General features: G+C 59.7%; 17 protein-coding genes. 12 read left to right on the top strand and 5 right to left on the bottom strand.

All coding sequences use genetic code 11. From position 1 onward, the window contains the following. Positions 1–1,884 carry a glycosyltransferase 61 family protein gene (locus MCRY_RS03300; protein ID WP_085628048.1) on the bottom strand — a complete coding sequence of 628 codons (1,884 nt, stop codon included), beginning with the start codon at positions 1,882–1,884 and terminating at the stop codon, positions 1–3. A 313-nt stretch (positions 1,885–2,197) separates the two neighbouring features. Here MCRY_RS03300 and sucC point away from each other — a divergent pair, with 313 nt between their 5' ends. From sucC to MCRY_RS03255, 9 genes are all read left to right on the top strand, one after another. Then, a complete protein-coding gene (gene sucC / locus MCRY_RS03295; protein ID WP_085628047.1) occupies positions 2,198–3,391 on the top strand; it encodes an ADP-forming succinate--CoA ligase subunit beta in 1,194 nt (397 codons plus the stop codon). Continuing rightward, positions 3,391–3,915, top strand: a complete 525-nt coding sequence (locus tag MCRY_RS03290; RefSeq protein ID WP_085628046.1) for a hypothetical protein — start codon at positions 3,391–3,393, stop codon at positions 3,913–3,915. The genes sucC and MCRY_RS03290 overlap by 1 nt, the downstream gene beginning before the upstream one ends. Positions 3,916–3,958: 43 nt before the next feature. After that, on the top strand, positions 3,959–4,843 hold the full coding sequence (gene sucD / locus MCRY_RS03285) for a succinate--CoA ligase subunit alpha (RefSeq protein ID WP_085628045.1): 885 nt from the start codon (positions 3,959–3,961) through the stop codon (positions 4,841–4,843). 150 nt (positions 4,844–4,993) lie between these two features. Continuing rightward, positions 4,994–7,960, top strand: coding sequence for a 2-oxoglutarate dehydrogenase E1 component (locus tag MCRY_RS03280; RefSeq protein WP_085628044.1), 2,967 nt, complete (start codon positions 4,994–4,996; stop codon positions 7,958–7,960). Positions 7,961–7,963: 3 nt separating this feature from the next. Then, positions 7,964–9,505 carry a 2-oxoglutarate dehydrogenase complex dihydrolipoyllysine-residue succinyltransferase gene (gene odhB, locus MCRY_RS03275; RefSeq protein WP_085628043.1) on the top strand — a complete coding sequence of 514 codons (1,542 nt, stop codon included), beginning with the start codon at positions 7,964–7,966 and terminating at the stop codon, positions 9,503–9,505. A gap of 90 nt (positions 9,506–9,595) precedes the next feature. Next, positions 9,596–9,997, top strand: a complete 402-nt coding sequence (locus MCRY_RS03270) for a hypothetical protein (protein ID WP_085628042.1) — start codon at positions 9,596–9,598, stop codon at positions 9,995–9,997. Next, on the top strand, positions 9,998–10,387 hold the full coding sequence (locus MCRY_RS03265; protein ID WP_085628041.1) for an MAPEG family protein: 390 nt from the start codon (positions 9,998–10,000) through the stop codon (positions 10,385–10,387). Positions 10,388–10,478: 91 nt separating this feature from the next. Next, positions 10,479–11,867 (top strand): dihydrolipoyl dehydrogenase, encoded by a 1,389-nt coding sequence (gene lpdA / locus MCRY_RS03260; RefSeq protein WP_085628040.1) that lies wholly within the window; start codon positions 10,479–10,481, stop codon positions 11,865–11,867. Between the two features lie 409 nt (positions 11,868–12,276). Beyond that, on the top strand, positions 12,277–12,648 hold the full coding sequence (locus MCRY_RS03255; RefSeq protein WP_085628039.1) for a VOC family protein: 372 nt from the start codon (positions 12,277–12,279) through the stop codon (positions 12,646–12,648). Here the strand turns inward: MCRY_RS03255 and MCRY_RS03250 are convergent, their stop codons facing one another. The 4 genes from MCRY_RS03250 to MCRY_RS03235 are packed head-to-tail and all read right to left on the bottom strand — an operon-like array spanning position 12,649 to position 15,554. After that, positions 12,649–13,254: an MSMEG_1061 family FMN-dependent PPOX-type flavoprotein gene (locus MCRY_RS03250; protein ID WP_085628038.1), complete on the bottom strand. Its 606-nt coding sequence runs from the start codon at positions 13,252–13,254 to the stop codon at positions 12,649–12,651. Further along, positions 13,241–13,975 carry a lysophospholipid acyltransferase family protein gene (locus MCRY_RS03245; protein ID WP_085628037.1) on the bottom strand — a complete coding sequence of 245 codons (735 nt, stop codon included), beginning with the start codon at positions 13,973–13,975 and terminating at the stop codon, positions 13,241–13,243. The genes MCRY_RS03250 and MCRY_RS03245 overlap by 14 nt, the downstream gene beginning before the upstream one ends. Beyond that, positions 13,975–14,850, bottom strand: a complete 876-nt coding sequence (locus MCRY_RS03240; protein ID WP_085628162.1) for a cell division protein FtsX — start codon at positions 14,848–14,850, stop codon at positions 13,975–13,977. Before MCRY_RS03240 ends, MCRY_RS03245 begins: the two co-directional genes overlap by 1 nt. A gap of 26 nt (positions 14,851–14,876) precedes the next feature. Further along, the gene (locus tag MCRY_RS03235; protein ID WP_085628036.1) at positions 14,877–15,554 is read right to left on the bottom strand and encodes a cell division ATP-binding protein FtsE; all 678 of its coding nucleotides are present in this window, start codon (positions 15,552–15,554) and stop codon (positions 14,877–14,879) included. Positions 15,555–15,739: 185 nt separating this feature from the next. On the opposite strand from MCRY_RS03235, the gene MCRY_RS03230 reads away from it, so the two are divergent. The 3 genes from MCRY_RS03230 (at position 15,740) to MCRY_RS03220 (ending at position 18,859) form a co-directional block, all read left to right on the top strand. After that, positions 15,740–16,600, top strand: a complete 861-nt coding sequence (locus MCRY_RS03230) for a zinc-ribbon domain-containing protein (RefSeq protein ID WP_085628035.1) — start codon at positions 15,740–15,742, stop codon at positions 16,598–16,600. 163 nt (positions 16,601–16,763) lie between these two features. Further along, positions 16,764–18,152 (top strand): aminotransferase family protein, encoded by a 1,389-nt coding sequence (locus MCRY_RS03225; protein ID WP_085628034.1) that lies wholly within the window; start codon positions 16,764–16,766, stop codon positions 18,150–18,152. After that, on the top strand, positions 18,149–18,859 hold the full coding sequence (locus MCRY_RS03220) for a GNAT family N-acetyltransferase (RefSeq protein WP_244897872.1): 711 nt from the start codon (positions 18,149–18,151) through the stop codon (positions 18,857–18,859). The genes MCRY_RS03225 and MCRY_RS03220 overlap by 4 nt, the downstream gene beginning before the upstream one ends. Positions 18,860–18,994 lie beyond the last annotated feature (135 nt).

The following is an 18,994-nucleotide window of genomic DNA, read 5'->3' as shown; positions in this document are numbered from 1 at the left end:
TTACATCTTTTTCAGAACATCCGACGGATCTTTGAGGTTCAGCGTTTTTAAGAACCCAGCAATTCCACCGTCGAAATCCGTCAACTCCTTGTCCATGAATTCCTTGACCAAGGCGTCGTATTTCTTGCTTAGAACGGTGCTACGCGGATTTAGATTGCGGATCAGGACCAACCCGGTCGGAAAGGCTGTGGTAACGTCGATTTTCAAATCCGGCCGGTAGAGTTGCAGGATTTGCAGCGTCTTCCAGACATCCCCGGTCCAATCGCCCCTGTGGAATTCGCGCGTGGCCATGTATTCCGTTGTCGGACAACAATCGTGAAGCGCGATCACACCTTTCTTCGACATCACCTTTTCGGTCTCGATGAAGTCCCGGAGCAGGAATTCAAACAGATGCAACCCGTCAAGAAAGGCCAAATCGACGGAAATCTTGTTTCTCTTCAAGAAACCATCCGCAAAAAAATCATCGCTGGGCTGCTGAAAGAAAAACATCTGCTTGCCAACCGTGTTCACAGCCGGATGCCGTAGTTTGAACTCTGGATCGACGGCTATCGTATTGCCCTTTGCAAGGGACAGGCTTTTCCCAGTGAACGTGCCGACTTCCAGATACCAGTTCGGTTTGAGCTTTTCATGCAACTGCCCAAGCACATCAATATAGGCTTGGCCCTCAAGCACAGGAACCGTGGTCTCTTCACTTATATCCTTCATACTCTTTCTCTCCTGTCGTTTGCGCCGCAACTGCCTCAGGAACTGAGGCCGCTCGGCGTCTGTGACAAAGCCGACAGATTGGGGCCGACCAAGGTTACGGGATGCTAAAATCTCCGAAGGGCTAGGGCAGCGCCACGGGTCTTTCGCGCCCACCACTCCCTGCGCGATCAAATTTTCGCGCAGTTTTTCGAAATCCAGTGTGACCAAAGAAATGTTGTCCGCACGCTGGAGCGGCCATGCCACATCTTTGATCACGTCAATCTCGACGATCTTTGCTTGCGTGAAACTCCGCACGTGATTGGTGATTAGCGGTGGAATCTCTGACCGGCGCTTTAGAATGATGCAGGTGGCGTCGGGGCGGAACGTAAACGGAAGGACATGCAGCGCAGATCCGTCAGCGGCGATCACCGTGTCCGCCTCTCGGTACATCTCGAGTTGTTCCTCCAACCCAAGCTTTTCTGGCGCAACAATGTCGAAACCAGCGTTCGACAGATTGTCCTCAAGAACATCCTCGCAAAGATGCCGCCCCACCGTCCCGGTCATCCGGTCGCGCGTAATATAAATTTTGCGCCCAAACCGCGAACGGGCTTGTTTTGGCAACTTACTGCGAATCCACTCGGCATAAGCCGGCGACGCCAAACCTTCATGCGCCTCGCTGAAAAGATCCGGTGCAGTATAAAGCGTTTCGACATGCGTCGGCGCCTGAACGATCGCATAGTCGTTTTCTATTCCCAGAGTCCTCAACAAATGCCTCAGGAACGTATGTTCTTTGTCTGAATACAGCAGCGACGCGAACAAGAGATTTACCGATTTCGGCAACCGCTCCGTGGCCCAAATCCGCCCAAGCCCGCGCGTGATGACATGCCCGAATTGGTGCGACATGAGCCCACAAAACAACCATGTGCCCGGTAAGGACTGCGCGTCAGCCACTGCAGCATCGCGCACTGAGCGCGTTGCTTTGGTCCCACGCGTCAATGTTCGCATCTCGGTGTCGCGCAAGACTTCGCCGCAGGCGTCGAACACCCCGGCATGAAAATTTTGCCCATCACGATGTCCCCGACGGAACGGCACGACAAACGCATTCTGATGGCAGGCCATTTCATCAAACGGCAAAGCGCGCGGGTCGACTCGTGAACTGGTCGACAGGCACACTTCGAATGTGCGAACATTCGTATTCATTAACCTGCGTCGTCCTCAACGTGCCGCGTTTTTTGTTTGCACTGCGTCGCATGCGGCATCAGAGCAAGTTTAGGCTGTGGTTCGAGACACGGTCAACTCGAGATAAATTCAAAAGATTCGGGTGTGTCCGCGGTGCATGTCACACCCAAGCCAACCGCGCTCCGGAAATTTGTGATCACACTATTTTTAGCTGTGATCACAAATGTCGGTTTTTTGCCGATTTGCCCGCCCTGCGGCAAAAAAACCGTTAAGTGTTCGGTCTTCACCCTCTTATATCGGCCAAAATCGAAGCAATAGACGGGACAGTTGACCGATGAACATCCACGAGTATCAGGCGAAAGCCCTGCTACGCAGCTACGGCGCCCCGGTGTCGGATGGCCGCGTGGTCCTCAAGGCCGAAGAGGCCAAGACCAAGGCAGGCGAAATGGACGGCCCGCTCTGGGTGGTCAAGGCCCAGATCCACGCGGGTGGCCGTGGCAAGGGCAAGTTCAAGGAAGAAAGCGCTGGCGAAGCTGGCGGTGTGCGCCTTGCCAAGTCGGTTGAAGAAGCCGCTGAAGAAGCCAAAAAGATGCTGGGCCGCACCCTTGTGACCAAGCAGACAGGCGACGCCGGCAAGCAGGTCAACCGCATCTACATCGAAGACGGATCGGGCATCCAGACCGAGATGTATCTGGCCCTCCTCGTCGACCGTCAAACCTCTCGCGTGTCCTTCGTCGCCTCCACCGAAGGCGGCATGGACATCGAAGAGGTGGCCGAAAGCACGCCCGAGAAAATTCTCAGCTTCTCGGTCGATCCGGCTACCGGATACCAAGCCTTCCACGGCCGCCGCATCGCGTTCAACCTTGGCCTTGAAGGCAAGCAGGTAAAGCAGTGCGTGGCACTCATGGGCACGCTCTACAAGCTCTTCACCGACAAAGACATGGAGATGCTCGAGATCAACCCGCTGATCGTGTCTGACGACGGCGATCTGAAATGCCTTGATGCCAAGATGGGTTTTGACGGCAACGCCATCTACCGTCACCCGGAAATCGCAGAACTGCGCGACGAGACCGAAGAAGACCCCAAAGAGCTCGAGGCGTCCAAGTACGACCTCAACTACATCGCTCTGGATGGTGAAATCGGCTGCATGGTGAACGGCGCGGGCCTTGCCATGGCGACCATGGACATCATCAAACTCTACGGCGCAGAGCCTGCCAACTTCCTCGACGTGGGCGGCGGCGCGACCAAGGAAAAGGTCACCGAGGCGTTCAAGATCATCACCTCCGACCCGCAGGTCAAAGGCATCCTCGTAAACATCTTCGGCGGCATCATGCGCTGCGACGTGATCGCGGAAGGCGTGATCGCTGCGGTTAAAGAGGTTGGCCTCAAGGTGCCGCTGGTTGTGCGTCTAGAAGGCACAAACGTCGAAAAGGGCAAGGAGATCATCCAGAACTCCGGTCTCGACGTGATCGCTGCCGACGACCTCAAGGACGGTGCGCAGAAAATCGTGAAGGCGGTCAAGGGCTGATGCTCCGGGCTGGCTGGATAACCGCACTTGCCTGTGTGGCCATTCCCGGCTGGGTCGCTGCCGGACCGTTTGACGATCCGGCAGACGCAGGCGCGTTGATGGGCGAGGCATGTGTCACAACATCTCTCGATTTCGACACGCTCTTCGCATCCGCGCAGGAACGCGCACTCGCCACAGGGTTGCCGCAAGTGATGGCTTCTGACGAAGCTGCCATGTTCGGCAATCCCGGCGGTGCACATGTCGTGTTCTCGCGCCGGATCGACTCGATGGCTTGCCAGCTCAACATCCCACCCGACCCTGGAACCGAGGCGTTCTTCGCCGACCTGCGCGACATCATGCAGGCCCGGATCGACGCGACATACCCCGATGCGCTCTCAGACGAGATGGACAAACCGTCTCCGCACGAAGCCGCACATCAATGGGTCTTCCGCGTCCCCAAGGAACGCCATTTCGCCGTCTCGCACAGCTGGATCCGCGACAGGGGGGTCTCCCTCTCTATCGGCTACAGCCAGATTTACGAATAATTCCGCTCCGCGCGGACCGAACGACAGAAGTAGGAGAGCCACCGTGGCCGTACTCATCGACGAAAACACCAAAGTGATCTGCCAGGGCCTGACCGGCTCGCAGGGCACCTTCCACACCGAACAGGCCATCGCCTATGGCACCAAGATGGTTGGCGGCGTGACCCCGGGCAAAGGTGGCATGACCCATCTCGACCTGCCGGTCTTCAACTCGGTCCACGAGGCCAAGCACGCAACAGAGGCAAACGCGACGGTGATCTACGTGCCACCGCCCTTCGCCGCTGACTCGATCCTCGAAGCGATCGACGCCGAAATGGAAGTGATCGTCTGCATCACCGAAGGTATCCCGGTCATGGACATGATGCGCGTCAAGCGCGCGCTTGAGACCTCCAAGTCGCGTCTGATCGGCCCGAACTGCCCCGGTGTCATCACGCCCGACGCCTGCAAGATCGGCATCATGCCCGGCCACATCCACCGTCGCGGCAGCGTGGGCGTTGTGTCCCGCTCCGGCACACTCACCTATGAGGCGGTCAAGCAGACCACCGATGTGGGTCTGGGCCAGTCCACCTGTGTGGGCATCGGCGGCGACCCCATCAAAGGGACCGAGCATATCGACGTGTTGGAATGGTTCCTCGCGGATGACGAGACCGAGAGCATCATCATGATCGGCGAGATCGGTGGCTCGGCCGAAGAAGAAGCAGCGCAATTCCTGGCAGATGAGAAGAAGAAAGGCCGCTGGAAGCCGACGGCTGGTTTCATCGCAGGCCGCACAGCCCCTCCGGGCCGCCGCATGGGCCACGCAGGCGCGATTGTCGCCGGTGGCAAAGGTGGTGCCGAAGACAAAATCGAAGCGATGAAGTCCGCAGGCATCGTTGTTGCTGAAAGCCCCGCAAGCCTTGGCGAAGCCGTGTTGGCCGCGATCAAGGGCTAAGGCAGTCACCGGGCCTTGGACCGGACTGCGTGAAAAACGGTGAGCCGGGCATGTGCCCGGCTTGCGCACAACAAGAAAGCCGCGCGATAGCGGATCGGACGATCCTCTTTCCTGCTGCTTGATCAGACCGGTTCGGGAGGACCACGACACATGACGGATCAGAGCCCTAACGATCTCTTCCACGCTTCCAGCTTCATGCAGGGGCACAACGCCGCGTATCTGGAACAGATGTACGCGCGCTACGCAAACGACCCCAACGCGGTCGATGAGGCATGGCAGGCGTTTTTCCGGCAATTGGGCGACGACGATATCAGCGTCAAGAAAGAGGCGACCGGCCCAAGCTGGGCACGCACCGACTGGCCACCGATGCCCAATGACGATCTGACCGCCGCGTTGGATGGCCAATGGCCCGTCGCACCGGCAGAGATCAAAGGCGCCGGTGACAAGATCAAGGCCAAGGCCGAGGAAAAGGGTGTTCAGGTCACCGACGACGCGATCCAACGCGCGGTGCTCGACTCCATCCGCGCCCTGATGATCATCCGCGCCTACCGCATCCGGGGGCACCTTGCCGCCGATCTCGACCCATTGGGCATGCGCGAACAGACGGCACACCCCGAACTGGACCCGAAATCCTACGGCTTCACCGAGGCCGACATGGACCGCCCGATCTTTATCGACAACGTTCTGGGCCTCCAGATCGCGTCGATGCGCGAGATCCTCGACATCGTGCGCCGCACCTATTGCGGCACCTTTGCGCTGCAATACATGCATATCTCCGATCCCGAACAGTCCGCGTGGCTCAAGGAACGGATCGAAGGCTACGGCAAGGAAGTCGCCTTCACCCGCGAAGGCCGCAAAGCGATCCTGAACAAGATGGTCGAAGCCGAAGGTTTCGAGAAGTTCCTCCATGTGAAATACATGGGCACCAAGCGCTTTGGCCTTGATGGCGGCGAAAGCCTGATCCCCGCGATGGAGCAGATCATCAAGCGCGGCGGCAACCTTGGCGTTCAGGAAATCGTCATCGGCATGCCGCACCGGGGCCGCCTGTCGGTTCTGGCGAACGTGATGCAGAAGCCTTACCGCGCGATCTTCAACGAGTTCCAAGGCGGCAGCTTCAAACCCGAAGATGTCGATGGCTCGGGCGACGTGAAATACCACCTCGGTGCCTCCTCCGACCGCGAGTTTGACAACAACACCGTCCACCTGTCGCTGACCGCCAACCCGTCGCACCTCGAAGCGGTAAACCCGGTGGTTCTGGGCAAGGTCCGCGCCAAGCAAGACCAGATCGGCGATACCGAGCGTCGCAAGGTCATGCCAATCCTGCTGCACGGCGATGCGGCCTTTGCAGGTCAGGGCGTCGTGGCCGAATGTTTCGCTCTGTCGGGCCTGCGCGGCCACCGCAGCGGCGGCACGGTTCATATCGTTGTGAACAACCAGATCGGCTTTACCACCGCGCCGCACTTCTCGCGCTCGTCGCCCTACCCGACCGACAACGCGCTGGTGGTCGAAGCGCCGATCTTCCACGTCAACGGCGACGACCCCGAGGCGGTGGTGCACGCCGCCAAAGTGGCAACCGAGTTCCGCCAGAAATTCGGCAAGGACGTTGTCATCGACATTTTCTGCTACCGTCGCTTTGGCCACAACGAGGGGGATGAACCGATGTTCACCAACCCGTTGATGTACAAGAAGATCAAGCAGCAGAAGACAACCCTGTCGCTCTACACCGAACGTCTGGTCAAGGACGGTCTGATCCCCGAAGGCGAAATCGAGGACATGAAGGCCGCGTTCCAGGCGCACCTGAACGAAGAGTTTGAATCCGGCAAGACCTACAAGCCCAACAAAGCCGACTGGCTGGACGGGCGCTGGAGCCATCTCGACCGTCAGGACAAAGACGACTACCAACGCGGCCAGACCGCGATCAGCCCCGAAACCATGTCTCAGGTGGGTGAATCCCTCAGCCGCCTGCCCGATGGTTTTCCGGTGCATAAAACCGTAGCGCGTCTGCTCGACACCCGAAAAGAGATGTTCGAAACCGGCGTGGGCTTTGACTGGGCTACGGCAGAGGCTCTGGCCTTTGGCTCGTTGCTCACCGAAGGTTACCCCGTCCGCCTTTCCGGTCAGGACAGCACGCGCGGCACGTTCAGCCAGCGTCACTCTGGCATCGTCAATCAGGACACGGAAGAACGGTACTATCCGCTCAACCACATCCGCGAAGGCCAGTCGCGCTACGAAGTGATCGATTCCGCCCTGTCGGAATACGCGGTGCTTGGTTTCGAATACGGCTACTCGCTGGCAGAACCGAACGCACTGACCTTGTGGGAAGCCCAGTTCGGCGACTTCGCCAACGGCGCACAGATCATGTTCGACCAGTTCGTCAGCTCTGGTGAAAGCAAGTGGCTGCGCATGTCGGGCCTTGTCTGCCTGCTGCCGCACGGGTTCGAAGGTCAGGGCCCGGAACACTCCTCCGCGCGGCTTGAACGCTTCCTGCAGATGAGCGGTCAGGACAACTGGATCGTGGCCAATTGCACCACCCCGGCCAACTACTTCCACATCCTGCGCCGCCAGCTGCACCGCTCGTTCCGCAAGCCGCTGATCCTGATGACGCCGAAATCGCTTCTGCGTCACAAACTGGCGGTCTCCAAGACCGAGGAATTCACCACCGGGTCCAGCTTCCACCGCGTGCTGTGGGACGATGCGCAATATGGCAACTCGGACACCACTTTGGTCAGTGACGACAAGATCAAGCGCGTCGTGATGTGTTCGGGCAAGGTCTATTACGACCTTCTCGAAGAACGTGACGCACGTGGCATCGACGACGTCTACATCCTGCGGTTCGAACAGTTCTACCCGTTCCCGGCCATCTCGGCGGTCAAGGAACTGGAACGCTTCCCGCAAGCCGAAATGATCTGGTGTCAGGAAGAACCCAAGAACCAAGGCGGCTGGACGTTTATGGAGCCGAACCTCGAATGGGTTCTGGGCCGCATCAACGCCAAGCACCTGCGCCCCCGCTACGTGGGCCGCGCCACATCGGCCTCCCCGGCAACGGGTCTGGCCAGCCAACACAAAGCACAGCAAGCCGCACTCGTGAACGATGCGCTGACGATCGAAGGGAACTAAGACATGACAACCGAAGTGCGTGTGCCCACCTTGGGTGAATCCGTGACAGAAGCCACGGTCGCCACATGGTTCAAGAAACCGGGCGACAGCGTTGCCGTGGACGAGATGCTGTGCGAACTGGAAACCGACAAGGTGACTGTCGAAGTGCCCTCGCCCGCTGCCGGCACATTGGCCGATATCGTGGCTGGTGAAGGCGAAACAGTGGGCGTCGATGCCCTGCTCGCCAATATCGCCGAAGGTGGCGCAGCAACTGCCGCCCCCGCCAAGGCCGAAGCTCCGGCAGCGGCAGCCGCGCCCTCTGGCGACAGTGGCAAATCGGTTGACGTGATGGTCCCCACTTTGGGTGAATCCGTGTCCGAGGCGACTGTTTCCACATGGTTCAAGAAAGTCGGCGACACCGTCGCGCAGGACGAAATGCTCTGCGAGTTGGAAACCGATAAGGTCTCGGTCGAAGTGCCCGCCCCAACCGCTGGCGTGTTGTCCGAAATCGTCGCCGCTGAAGGCGCAACCGTTGCCGCCGGTGGCAAGCTTGGTGTGATCGGTGGCAGCGCAGGCGCTGCAGCCGCGCCAAGCGTGCCGGGCAGCGATGCCGCGGGTGGCGAACAGTACACGACACCCAGTGCCGGCCAGGGCCGCGCCAGCGGCGATGTCGAAAACGCCCCCTCCGCCAAGAAAGCCTTGGCCGAAGCGGGCCTCTCCGCCGATCAGGTTCAGGGCTCGGGTCGCGATGGCCGCGTGATGAAGGAAGACGTGGCCAAGGCCGTGGCCGCTGCATCCAGCGCACCTGCCGCCCAGACATCTGCACCCGCTCCGACGCCACGCGCGCCCGTCAACGCCGATGACGCCGCGCGCGAGGAACGGGTCAAGATGACCCGCCTGCGCCAGACCATCGCCCGCCGCCTCAAGGACGCGCAGAACACCGCCGCGATCCTGACGACCTATAACGAGGTGGACATGACCGAGACGATGGCACTTCGGTCAGAATACAAGGACCTCTTTGAAAAGAAACACGGCGTCCGCCTCGGCTTCATGTCCTTCTTCACCAAGGCCTGCTGCCACGCGCTCCGCGAAGTGCCCGAAGTCAATGCCGAGATCGACGGCACCGACATCGTCTACAAGAACTTCGTCCATATGGGCGTCGCGGCTGGCACGCCGCAGGGTCTCGTGGTTCCGGTCATCCGCGATGCCGACCAGATGAGCTTTGCCGAGATCGAAAAGGCCATCGCCGAAAAAGGCCGCCGCGCCCGGGATGGCAAGCTGTCGATGGCCGAAATGCAGGGCGGCACGTTCACCATCTCCAACGGTGGCGTCTATGGCTCGCTCATGTCCTCACCGATCCTGAACCCGCCGCAATCGGGCATCCTCGGCATGCACAAGATCCAGGACCGCCCGATGGTCATCAACGGCGAAATCAAGATCCGCCCGATGATGTACCTGGCCCTCAGCTATGACCACCGCATCGTCGACGGCAAAGGCGCCGTGACCTTCCTCGTCCGCGTGAAAGAAGCGCTTGAGGATCCGCGCCGGTTGCTGATGGATCTGTAAAGACGGTGCGTGCAAGCGCGCACCCTACCACCGCGTATGGTGCATGATCTCACGCACCATTTTGAAGCAAGCTAGCTTTTGGATGCTTTAATGGATAATTCGCAAAAAAGTCAGCTGGTAATGGCAAGGATCCTGGAGAAGTCTATGGAAATGGGCATTCAAGAGTGGATGCTAAAATTCAGTGATTTGGAGTTGGACGACAGCTACGCGAGCTTTTTCTACACCTGTCTTGAGTGGCTTGAGAGCGAGGGACTTATCCGCGTGCATGCTTACCACCGAACGATGGGAGGAATTGCAAATGGATGGGTACAAAACGTACACTTGACGTCCTTCGGGCAGGCCGCGCTCAATCAAGAAGTGAGCATAAATGGGTCACCCGAACTTGTTTCACAGACCGTCAAAAATGTCAGTAAAGAGCCTGCAAACTACTCACAGTTCGGTGATTTTCTTGGTGGCCTTTTGGGCGGTTTTACTAAGTCTCTAGGATCGTAAATGACCCCCGAACTCACCGCCCTCACCCTCGCCGCCCTGCTGCAAGTGCTGCAATTCGCAGCCTACTCCGTCACAGCCCAAATGCAGGTCGGCACCAAAAAGGCGCTCAGCCCACGCGACACGCCGGTGCAACTCACCGGCAAGGCAGGGCGGCTGCAGCGGGCGATGAACAACCATTTCGAAGGGCTGATCCTCTTCGGCATCGCCGTCATGGTGATCACCTATTCCGGACAGGGCAACGGCAGCACCGCCATCGCCTGCGCCATATATCTCGCCGCGCGGGTCCTCTACGTGCCCGCCTATGTCTTCGGTTGGGTGCCGTGGCGATCCCTGATCTGGGCGATTGGTTTTACAGCCACGCTCTACCTGCTACTCAGCGCACTTATGTAGCTTCATCTTGCCCATAAACTCCGGGGGAGTCGCCGGAACGGCGACGGGGGCAGCGCCCCCTTGCCCCACCCAATACAAAGGACACCGCAAAATGGCACAATACGACGTCATCGTCATCGGCTCAGGCCCCGGCGGCTACGTGGCCGCGATCCGCTGCGCGCAGCTGGGTCTGAAAACCGCCTGCGTCGAAGGCCGCGAGACCTTGGGCGGCACCTGCCTGAATGTGGGCTGCATCCCCTCCAAAGCGCTGCTGCATGCCAGCCACCAGTTGCACGAAGCGGAACACAACTTCGCCAAGATGGGCCTTAAAGGCAAAAGCCCCTCGGTCGACTGGAAACAGATGCTCGCTTACAAGGACGACGTGATCAGCCAGAACACCAAAGGCATCGAATTCCTGTTCAAGAAGAACAAGATCGACTGGCTCAAGGGCTGGGGCTCCATACCCGAAGCGGGCAAGGTCAAGGTCGGCGACGACGTGCATGACGCCAAGAACATCATCGTGGCCTCCGGCTCCGAGGCCAGCAGCCTGCCCGGTATCGAAATCGACGAGAAAGTCGTCGTGACCTCGACCGGTGCGCTGGAATTGCCGAAGATCCCGAAAAAGATGATCGTGATCGGCGCAGGTGTGATCGGTCTGGAACTGGGATCGGTCTACAGCCGTTTGGGCACCGAAGTCGAAGTGATCGAATTCCTCGATGCCATCACCCCCGGCATGGATGGCGAGGTCCAGAAAACATTCCAGAAACTGCTGCAGAAACAGGGTCTGAAATTCACCATGGGCGCCGCCGTTCAATCCGTTGACGCATCCAAGTCCAAGGCCAAAGTCACCTACAAGCTGCGCAAGGATGACAGCGAACACACGATGGACGCGGATGTGGTGCTCGTCTCCACCGGACGGCGCCCCTATACAGACGGGCTGGGCCTCGATGCGCTTGGGATCGAGATGTCCCAGCGCGGTCAGATCAAGACCGACAGCCATTGGCAGACCAACGTCAAAGGCATCTACGCCATCGGGGATTGCATTGATGGCCCGATGCTGGCCCACAAGGCCGAAGACGAAGGCATGGCCTGCGCCGAGGTGATCGCGGGCAAGGCGGGTCATGTGAATTACGGCGTCATTCCGGGCGTGATCTACACCCACCCCGAAGTGGCCAATGTCGGCCAGACCGAAGAACAACTCAAGGAAGCGGGCCGCAACTACAAGGTCGGCAAGTTCAGCTTCATGGGCAATGGCCGCGCCAAGGCGAACTTTGCCGCTGATGGTTTCGTGAAGATCCTCGCCGACAAGGACACAGACCGCATCCTTGGCGCGCATATCATCGGCCCGATGGCGGGCGACCTGATCCATGAGATCTGTGTGGCGATGGAATTCGGCGCATCGGCCGAGGATCTGGCCCTGACCTGCCACGCGCACCCGACCTATTCCGAAGCGGTGCGCGAGGCGGCTCTGGCCTGCGGCGACGGTGCCATCCACATGTAAACGCATGGGTTTAGGGGGAAGCCTTTTCGAAAAGGCTTCCCCCAAGCGCGTTTCAACGCGCTTGGCCACGCGGTTTCCAAACCGCGTTATCAAGGCTCTTCAAAGAGCCTTTTCTGAAATCTGAAAGAAGCGGCGCCGCCCCGTTGGGCTGACGGTCTTCCGAAATATCGGGGATCGCTCCCCGGACCTATGCCCGTTTCCGGGCCTCAATGAAACCAGTTTCTCAAGGTCAGCGCGTCACCGCCACTACGGAAAACCATCGTTCAGATCGCGGTGTGGGAGTGACCCTCTCCGCTCGTTGCGCAACGTGACAGCACCCTGCATTCCACGTGTTAAGGTTTTGGAAAGCCATCGTACGGTCCGGTTTCGTGCTACACTCGGCCTTGTTAGCACATGGAAAGGACAGAGCATGCATCTGGGCGCATTTTCGGTCAGCCTCGCGGTCAATGACTTGACCGCCTCAAGAACCTTCTACGAAGCCATCGGGTTTGAAACGCTGGGTGGCGATGCGTCGGCAGGCTGGCTCATGCTCAAGAGCGGAGACACCGTTTTGGGCTTGTTTCAGGGGATGCTCGAAAAGAATACCCTGACCTTTAACCCCGGATGGGATCAGTCGGCACAGCCCTTGGACGACTTCATGGATATCCGCACAATTCAGGCGGACCTGAAATCAAAAGGCCTGATGCTGGACGTGGAAACTGCCCCAGAGGGCACAGGCCCTTCGCATATCGTGCTGACCGACCCAGACGGCAATCCGGTGCTGATAGACCAGCATCGCTGATCACCACATGCGGGGGATGGCGTTCACTTCATAGTTGGCATCGTACTCCGGACCACCCAAAGCACCGTCGGTCATGTCCGCAAGGATATCTCCCACAGTCGGCAAGCCGTCAGGCAGCGGCGCACCATCCCAAAGCCCTGACCGCATCAACGCTTTGGCGCATTGGGTATAGACCTCGGACACTTCTGTCACGATGACGGTGGCAGGTTGAATGTTCTTCTTTTCGAAGGACGCGCGCAGATCGGCATCGTCGGTGATCCAGGCCTTGCCGTTGACCCGAACCGTTGTCTTGGTCCCGGGGATCATGAACAGGAACGCGATGCGCGGATCTTCGATCAGGTCACGCAGCCCGTCCAGCCGATTGTTGCCGCGCCAATCCGGCAGCAGGATTGTGTGAGGATCAGCGACGCGGACAACGGGGTCGATATCACCGCGTGGCGTGCCATGTGTGCCCCGCGCACCTACCGTCGAGATAACGCAGAACTTCGCGGCTTCGACCCAGCGGCGATAGCTTGGGGTCAGATGGTCGGCGACCTTGCTCAGCGACGCGGGAACAGCCGCATCATAGAGCGCTTCAAGATCTTCGATTGTTTCAATGCGGCGCATGGAATCCAGCCTCCTCGTTCAAGCGGTTCGATGCAGTCTCGATCCGCGTTTCCAGCAGTTTCAGGAACTCATCACGTGGCAGACCCGGTTGGATCGGCTCAAGAAACTCGACAACCGCCGTGCCCTGTTTGCGGTAGATGCCGCGTTTCGGCCAGAACAGCCCGACATTCGCCGCAACTGGCACGCAGGGCTGGCCAAGCTGTTCATAAAGGACAGCCGTGCCCACCTTGTAGGGGGCCTTGACGCCCGGCGCGATGCGGGTGCCTTGCGGGTAGATGATGAGTTGCCCCGGAGTGGCCGAACCCTTTTTCACACCGTCGACCATTTGTTTGATCGCAGCGGCGCGTTTGCCCCGGTCCACCGGGACGCAACCGATCCGCAGCCCGTATTGACCGACGATAGGCGCATATTTCAGGATGCTCTTCATGATGAACTTGCCCGCGGGCACTGCCGAGAAGACAAGAAACACGTCGAGAAAGCTTTGATGTTTGGAAGCAACGATACATTCATAGTCGGGCGGTGTGCCCCGGATTTCGGTCTTGAGCCCGATCATCCAAGGCGCAGCCCAGCGCACGTACCGGCAAACGTTCATGCAGCCTGCGCGCGCGCCTTTGCGCGACACCAAGGCCCATGGGAACAGTCCAAGGCCAACCACCGCGATGGCCACATAGACCGAGATCACGAACAGCAGCGAGCGCACCCACTGGATTGCGTATGCCATCAGGCCAAGTCCTCCAAAACGCGTCCTGCCGCATAGCGCGTGGCGACAAACGCGACCAGCCCTGACAGCGGTGGGATAAGCAGAACCCAGACCCATCCGATGCCCTGAATGCTCAGATCTGTAAGCACGCCTGCGCTATCGCTGCCCGATGGCACGATCATCAGCGCAACAATCCCGGTCAGCGTACCGAAGGCGGCCCCAGTCAGGGCGCGCAGGGCAAACCGCCGGACAAAGGCGCTGGCGATATAGGTGTCCTTGGCCCCCACCAAACGCAGCACAGCGATCACCTGCGCATTGGCGGCAAGGGCTGCATTCGCGGCAAGCGTCACCATGGCGGCAGTGGCGGTGGCGATCAGCAGGATCGACGCCCACCCCAGCAGGCGCAGCCGGGCTGCCGCGTCGATCAAGGGACGGCGCCAACGGGCATGGTCGTCCAGAACGGCGGCAGGCGCTTCGGCGGCCAGACGCAGGCGCAGGCCAGCGGCATCATACCCGCCATCAGTCTCGGTGATGTCGATCAGTTGTGGCAGCGGCAGGTCGTCGATGGGCAGATCGGCACCAAACCACGGGCTCAGCAACGCGCGTTGCTCGTCCAATGTAAGTGCGCGGGCATCGACGACACCCGGTGTGGTCCGCAATACACGCAGGGCTGCTTCGGTCTGGGTCGCCACTTCGCCTGCGGGGGCAGAAATGCGCAGGGTCGAGGATTGTGCGAGTTCATTGCCCCAGCGATCTGCCACGCGACCCGCAGCCAAGGACAAGGCCAGCGCAAAGACCACGAGGAACGACATCGCAAAGGCGCTGAACAAGGTCAGACGCGCGGTGAAGCCCGTCGGTGGCACGACACGATCCGCGCGTTCATCAAATTGCAGCATCCGTGCCGCTGTGCGCAGGTCGAGCCTCACAGGTCGGCTCCGGCCATCTGAAGCCTGCGGTTCGAGATCCGCAGAACGCGTGTCTGCACCTGTGCCTTGGCCGCCCGGATCAGGCCCAGATCATGGGTGGCGATCATAATCGTTTTGCCCATCCGGTTGAGTTCGACCAGCAGCGTGAGCAGGCGCTGTGACATCTCCCAGTCGATATTGCCGGTGGGTTCGTCCGCAAGGATCACGTCAGGCGACATGATCACCGCACGGGCCAATGCCGCACGCTGGCGTTCGCCGCCAGAGAGTTCGGGCGGCAGCGCATCGGCCCGACCGGTCAACCCGACCCATGCCAAAAGCTCTTTGAGATTGGCATCAGCACCACCCGGATCCTGTCCGGACACCGTAAGCGGCAAGGCGACGTTTTCGGTCACGGGCAGATGGTCAAGAAACTGGCAATCCTGATGTACCACACCGATCTTGCGGCGCAGGATCGCGACGTCATCCCGGCTCAGGCCACGCACATCCCGGTCGAACAATCGGACATGTCCGGCCGTTGCCTGAAGCGCGCCGTAGCACAGTTTGAGAAAAGTGGTTTTTCCCGATCCTGACGGGCCGGTAAGGAAATGAAACGACCCCGGTGCCACGTTCAGGGTCATATCCGTCAACAATTCTCCGCCGCCATAACTATAGGCCACATTTTCCAACTCGATCACGGCGGTCTGGTCCCTGCCACTGGTTCGGCGTTGTTGTGCCTGAGCATCGTGCAGGTTTCAATGCGCCGGGACAGCCACAATAGGCATTTACATGCGCAAACCCACGCCTATTGTGCGATTTCACCAAGGAGCATGTGAATTGGCCGCAAAATTCAGGCCAACTGGGTTAAGGGGCAACAGGCAATATGCGGCTGAAATGTCCGAGTTGTGGGGCGCAGTACGAAGTCCCGGACGATGTCATCCCAGAAGATGGCCGGGACGTTCAGTGTTCCAATTGCGGCAACACGTGGTTCCAAGCCCCTGATCGCAGCGCCACTCCGGAAGCTCTTGAAGCCGAAGCGAAAGCCCCGAAAGATGCCGTTTGGCACCCCGAGGTGGATGCGGATGTCGGCGACCGTCCTTCCGTCAATCAAGAGGCCGCACCGGGCAGCACCCCGACATCGACGCCACCCAAGCGCCGTGAATTGGACCCGTCGGTCGCGGACATCCTGCGCGAAGAGGCCGAGCTTGAAGCCCGCGCCCGTCAGGCCCATGGCGGGAGCCTTGAAGAGCAGCCAGATCTTGGGTTGCAAGAACCCGAGGACGAGGCAGCAAAACGTGCCCGCCAAGCGCAGGAACGGATGCGCAAGCTACGTGGCGAAGACCCTGATGCCGCTGCAGTGGCTGCCGCGGCCTCGGCTGTCGCGGACCGCCCAAAATCCCGACGCGACATGCTGCCGGACGTAGAAGAGATCAATCAGACCCTACGCGCTTCGAACGAACGCAAGGAAATGCGCAGCGTTCAGGCCGATTTGGAAGATGACGACGAACCCTCCGGTGGCTTTGGCCGCGGTTTCATCTACGCGATCCTGCTTTTCGCTATTGCTGCGGCGGTTTACGTGTATGCACCGCAGGTCGGCGAAACCGTGCCGCAGTTGACGGCTCCTATGGAGTCTTATGTAACGCTGGTCGATCAGCTTCGGGCATGGCTGGATCAACAGATTGCCATGCTTATGGGTCTGATCAGCGGTGCACCTGCGGATGCAACAGCAACAGACGGGTCTTGAACCGCTGAAAGCTTTGGCAGGGCGGGTCGGCACGCCTCGTTATTTGGACTTATCTGTCCAATAGGTCTGGCCCTAACGCCGGACACCTGTTCTGATCAAGATGAAAGCGCCAGAGCGACTGTCGCATCCGGCCCATTGTGATTCTCAAACGGAGGTGACGACCATGGACGGTACACTGACCAAGAACGACCTGAGCCACGTGGTCGAAGCCGATCGCGCCCATGTGTGGCACCACCTGATCCAGCACAAACCCTTCGAGACAAACGATCCCCGGATCATCGTCGAAGGCAAGGGCATGCGGGTCTGGGACCAGAAGGGCAAAGAGCATCTTGATGCCGTGTCCGGCGGTGTCTGGACTGTGAACGTGGGCTATGGCCGCGAAAGCATTGCAAAGGCTGTCTATGACCAGCTCTTGAAGCTCAACTATTTCGCGGGGTCTGCCGGGTCGATCCCCGGTGCGCTGTTCTCGGAAAAGCTGATTTCCAAGATGCCGGGCATGACGCGGGTGTATTACACCAACTCCGGGTCCGAGGCGAACGAGAAGGCGTTCAAGATGATCCGCCAGATCGCGCACAAGCGCTATGGCGGAACCAAGCACAAGATCCTTTACCGCGACCGCGACTACCACGGCACCACCATCGGCTGTCTGTCGGCAGGTGGTCAGGACGAGCGCAACGCGCAGTACGGGCCCTACACCCCCGGTTTCGTGCGCGTGCCGCATTGCCTTGAGTACCGCGCAGGCGATCAGGGCGCACCGACCGAGAATTACGGCGAATGGGCCGCTGACCAGATCGAACAGGTGATCCTGCGCGAAGGTCCGGACACCGTGGGCGGCCTCTGCCTCGAGCCGGTGACCGCAGGGGGCGGCGTGATCACACCGCCGCAGGGCTACTGGGACCGCGTTCAAGAGATTTGCCGCAAGTACGACATCCTGCTGCATATCGACGAAGTGGTTTGCGGCGTGGGCCGCACCGGCACATGGTTCGGCTACCAGCATTACGGCGTGCAGCCCGACATGGTGACGATGGCCAAGGGTGTGGCCTCGGGCTATGCCGCGATTGCCTGCCTTGTGACCACCGAGGATGTGTTCTCGATGTTCAAGGACAATGCCGACGATCCGATGAACTATTTCCGTGACATTTCCACTTTTGGTGGCTGCACGGCTGGCCCGGCAGCGGCGCTGGAAAACATGCGGATCATCGAAGACGAAGACCTGCTTGGAAACACCACGGCGATGGGCCACTACATGCTGGACCAGCTTCATGCACTGGCCGACAAGCACAGCGTGATCGGCGATGTGCGTGGCAAGGGTCTGTTCCTTGGTGCCGAACTGGTCGTGGATCGCGAGTCCCGCAAGCCGATGGCGGAAAAGCGGGTTCAAAAAGTGGTCGCGGACTGCATGCAGCAAGGCATCATCATTGGTGCAACCAACCGCTCCCTGCCCGGGTACAACAACACGCTCTGCTTCAGCCCCGCGCTGATCGCCACCAAGGATGACATCGACCAGATCATTGCATCGGTTGACGAGTCCCTTGGCCGCGAATTTGGGTGAGTGACCCTCTGATCACGGGCCAGCGCCTGAACGCGTTGGGCCAACCCGTTGGCTTACCTCTTGCCGACACATCGCCCCGCCCGGTGCCGCCGCGCACTGATATGGTGGGGCGGTATTGTTCTGTGGTGCCGCTTTGCGCGGATCACGCGGATGATCTTTACAACGCCTTTCGCGCAGACACTGAAGACCGCATCTGGACCTATCTGCCCAACGGCCCCTACCACGACCCTGCCACGTTTCGCGCATGGGTCGAAGAGGCGGTATCTTGGGATGACCCGCTGATGCATACGATCCTAGTCGATGGCCGTGCCGTGGGTCACGCAAGCTATTTACGTATTGCCCCGTCCAGTTCCAGCATCGAGGTTGGGTACATCAACCTGTCTCCCGACCTGCAACGCACCCGCGCCGCGACCGAGTTCCAGTTCCTGATGATGCAGCGCGCCTTTGATGAGCTGGGCTATCGCCGCTACGAATGGAAATGCGACGCCCTGAACGCGCCATCGCGCAAGGCGGCACAGCGGTTGGGGTTCACCTATGAAGGGACGTTCCGGCAGGCAACGCATTACAAGGGTCGGAACCGGGATACCGCGTGGTTCTCGATCATCGACAGCGAATGGCCAGGCCTGAAGCAACGCTTCGAACGCTGGCTTTCGCCAGAGAATTTCAACGCGGCCGGTCTCCAGAAATACAGCTTGCCCACAGTGTGACAGCGGAGTGACGCGCTGGCCGAGCCACAAAGCGGCGCCTTGATCTGCGCCGCAATGGGTCTATTCCATAAAGACATACTGGTGTCACATGGCCCTCACCATGACGAATACGGCGACCACCCCTGCAAAATGCGC

It is taken from the genome of Marivita cryptomonadis, from assembly GCF_002115725.1.
GTDB classification, from domain to species: domain Bacteria; phylum Pseudomonadota; class Alphaproteobacteria; order Rhodobacterales; family Rhodobacteraceae; genus Marivita; species Marivita cryptomonadis.
The sequence above is the reverse complement of the archived record's forward strand: the minus strand, read 5'-3'. Positions and strand labels throughout refer to the sequence as shown.

Bases quoted from the DNA above. Each gene is read 5' to 3' on its own strand.
- MCRY_RS03300 (WP_085628048.1), bottom strand. From the start codon at position 1,884: ATGAATACGAATGTTCGCACATTCGAAGTGTGCCTGTCGACCAGTTCA.
- sucC (WP_085628047.1), top strand. From the start codon at position 2,198: ATGAACATCCACGAGTATCAGGCGAAAGCCCTGCTACGCAGCTACGGC.
- MCRY_RS03290 (WP_085628046.1), top strand. From the start codon at position 3,391: ATGCTCCGGGCTGGCTGGATAACCGCACTTGCCTGTGTGGCCATTCCC.
- MCRY_RS03280 (WP_085628044.1), top strand. From the start codon at position 4,994: ATGACGGATCAGAGCCCTAACGATCTCTTCCACGCTTCCAGCTTCATG.
- odhB (WP_085628043.1), top strand. From the start codon at position 7,964: ATGACAACCGAAGTGCGTGTGCCCACCTTGGGTGAATCCGTGACAGAA.
- MCRY_RS03270 (WP_085628042.1), top strand. From the start codon at position 9,596: ATGGATAATTCGCAAAAAAGTCAGCTGGTAATGGCAAGGATCCTGGAG.
- MCRY_RS03265 (WP_085628041.1), top strand. From the start codon at position 9,998: ATGACCCCCGAACTCACCGCCCTCACCCTCGCCGCCCTGCTGCAAGTG.
- lpdA (WP_085628040.1), top strand. From the start codon at position 10,479: ATGGCACAATACGACGTCATCGTCATCGGCTCAGGCCCCGGCGGCTAC.
- MCRY_RS03255 (WP_085628039.1), top strand. From the start codon at position 12,277: ATGCATCTGGGCGCATTTTCGGTCAGCCTCGCGGTCAATGACTTGACC.
- MCRY_RS03250 (WP_085628038.1), bottom strand. From the start codon at position 13,254: ATGCGCCGCATTGAAACAATCGAAGATCTTGAAGCGCTCTATGATGCG.
- MCRY_RS03245 (WP_085628037.1), bottom strand. From the start codon at position 13,975: ATGGCATACGCAATCCAGTGGGTGCGCTCGCTGCTGTTCGTGATCTCG.
- MCRY_RS03240 (WP_085628162.1), bottom strand. From the start codon at position 14,850: ATGCTGCAATTTGATGAACGCGCGGATCGTGTCGTGCCACCGACGGGC.
- MCRY_RS03230 (WP_085628035.1), top strand. From the start codon at position 15,740: ATGCGGCTGAAATGTCCGAGTTGTGGGGCGCAGTACGAAGTCCCGGAC.
- MCRY_RS03225 (WP_085628034.1), top strand. From the start codon at position 16,764: ATGGACGGTACACTGACCAAGAACGACCTGAGCCACGTGGTCGAAGCC.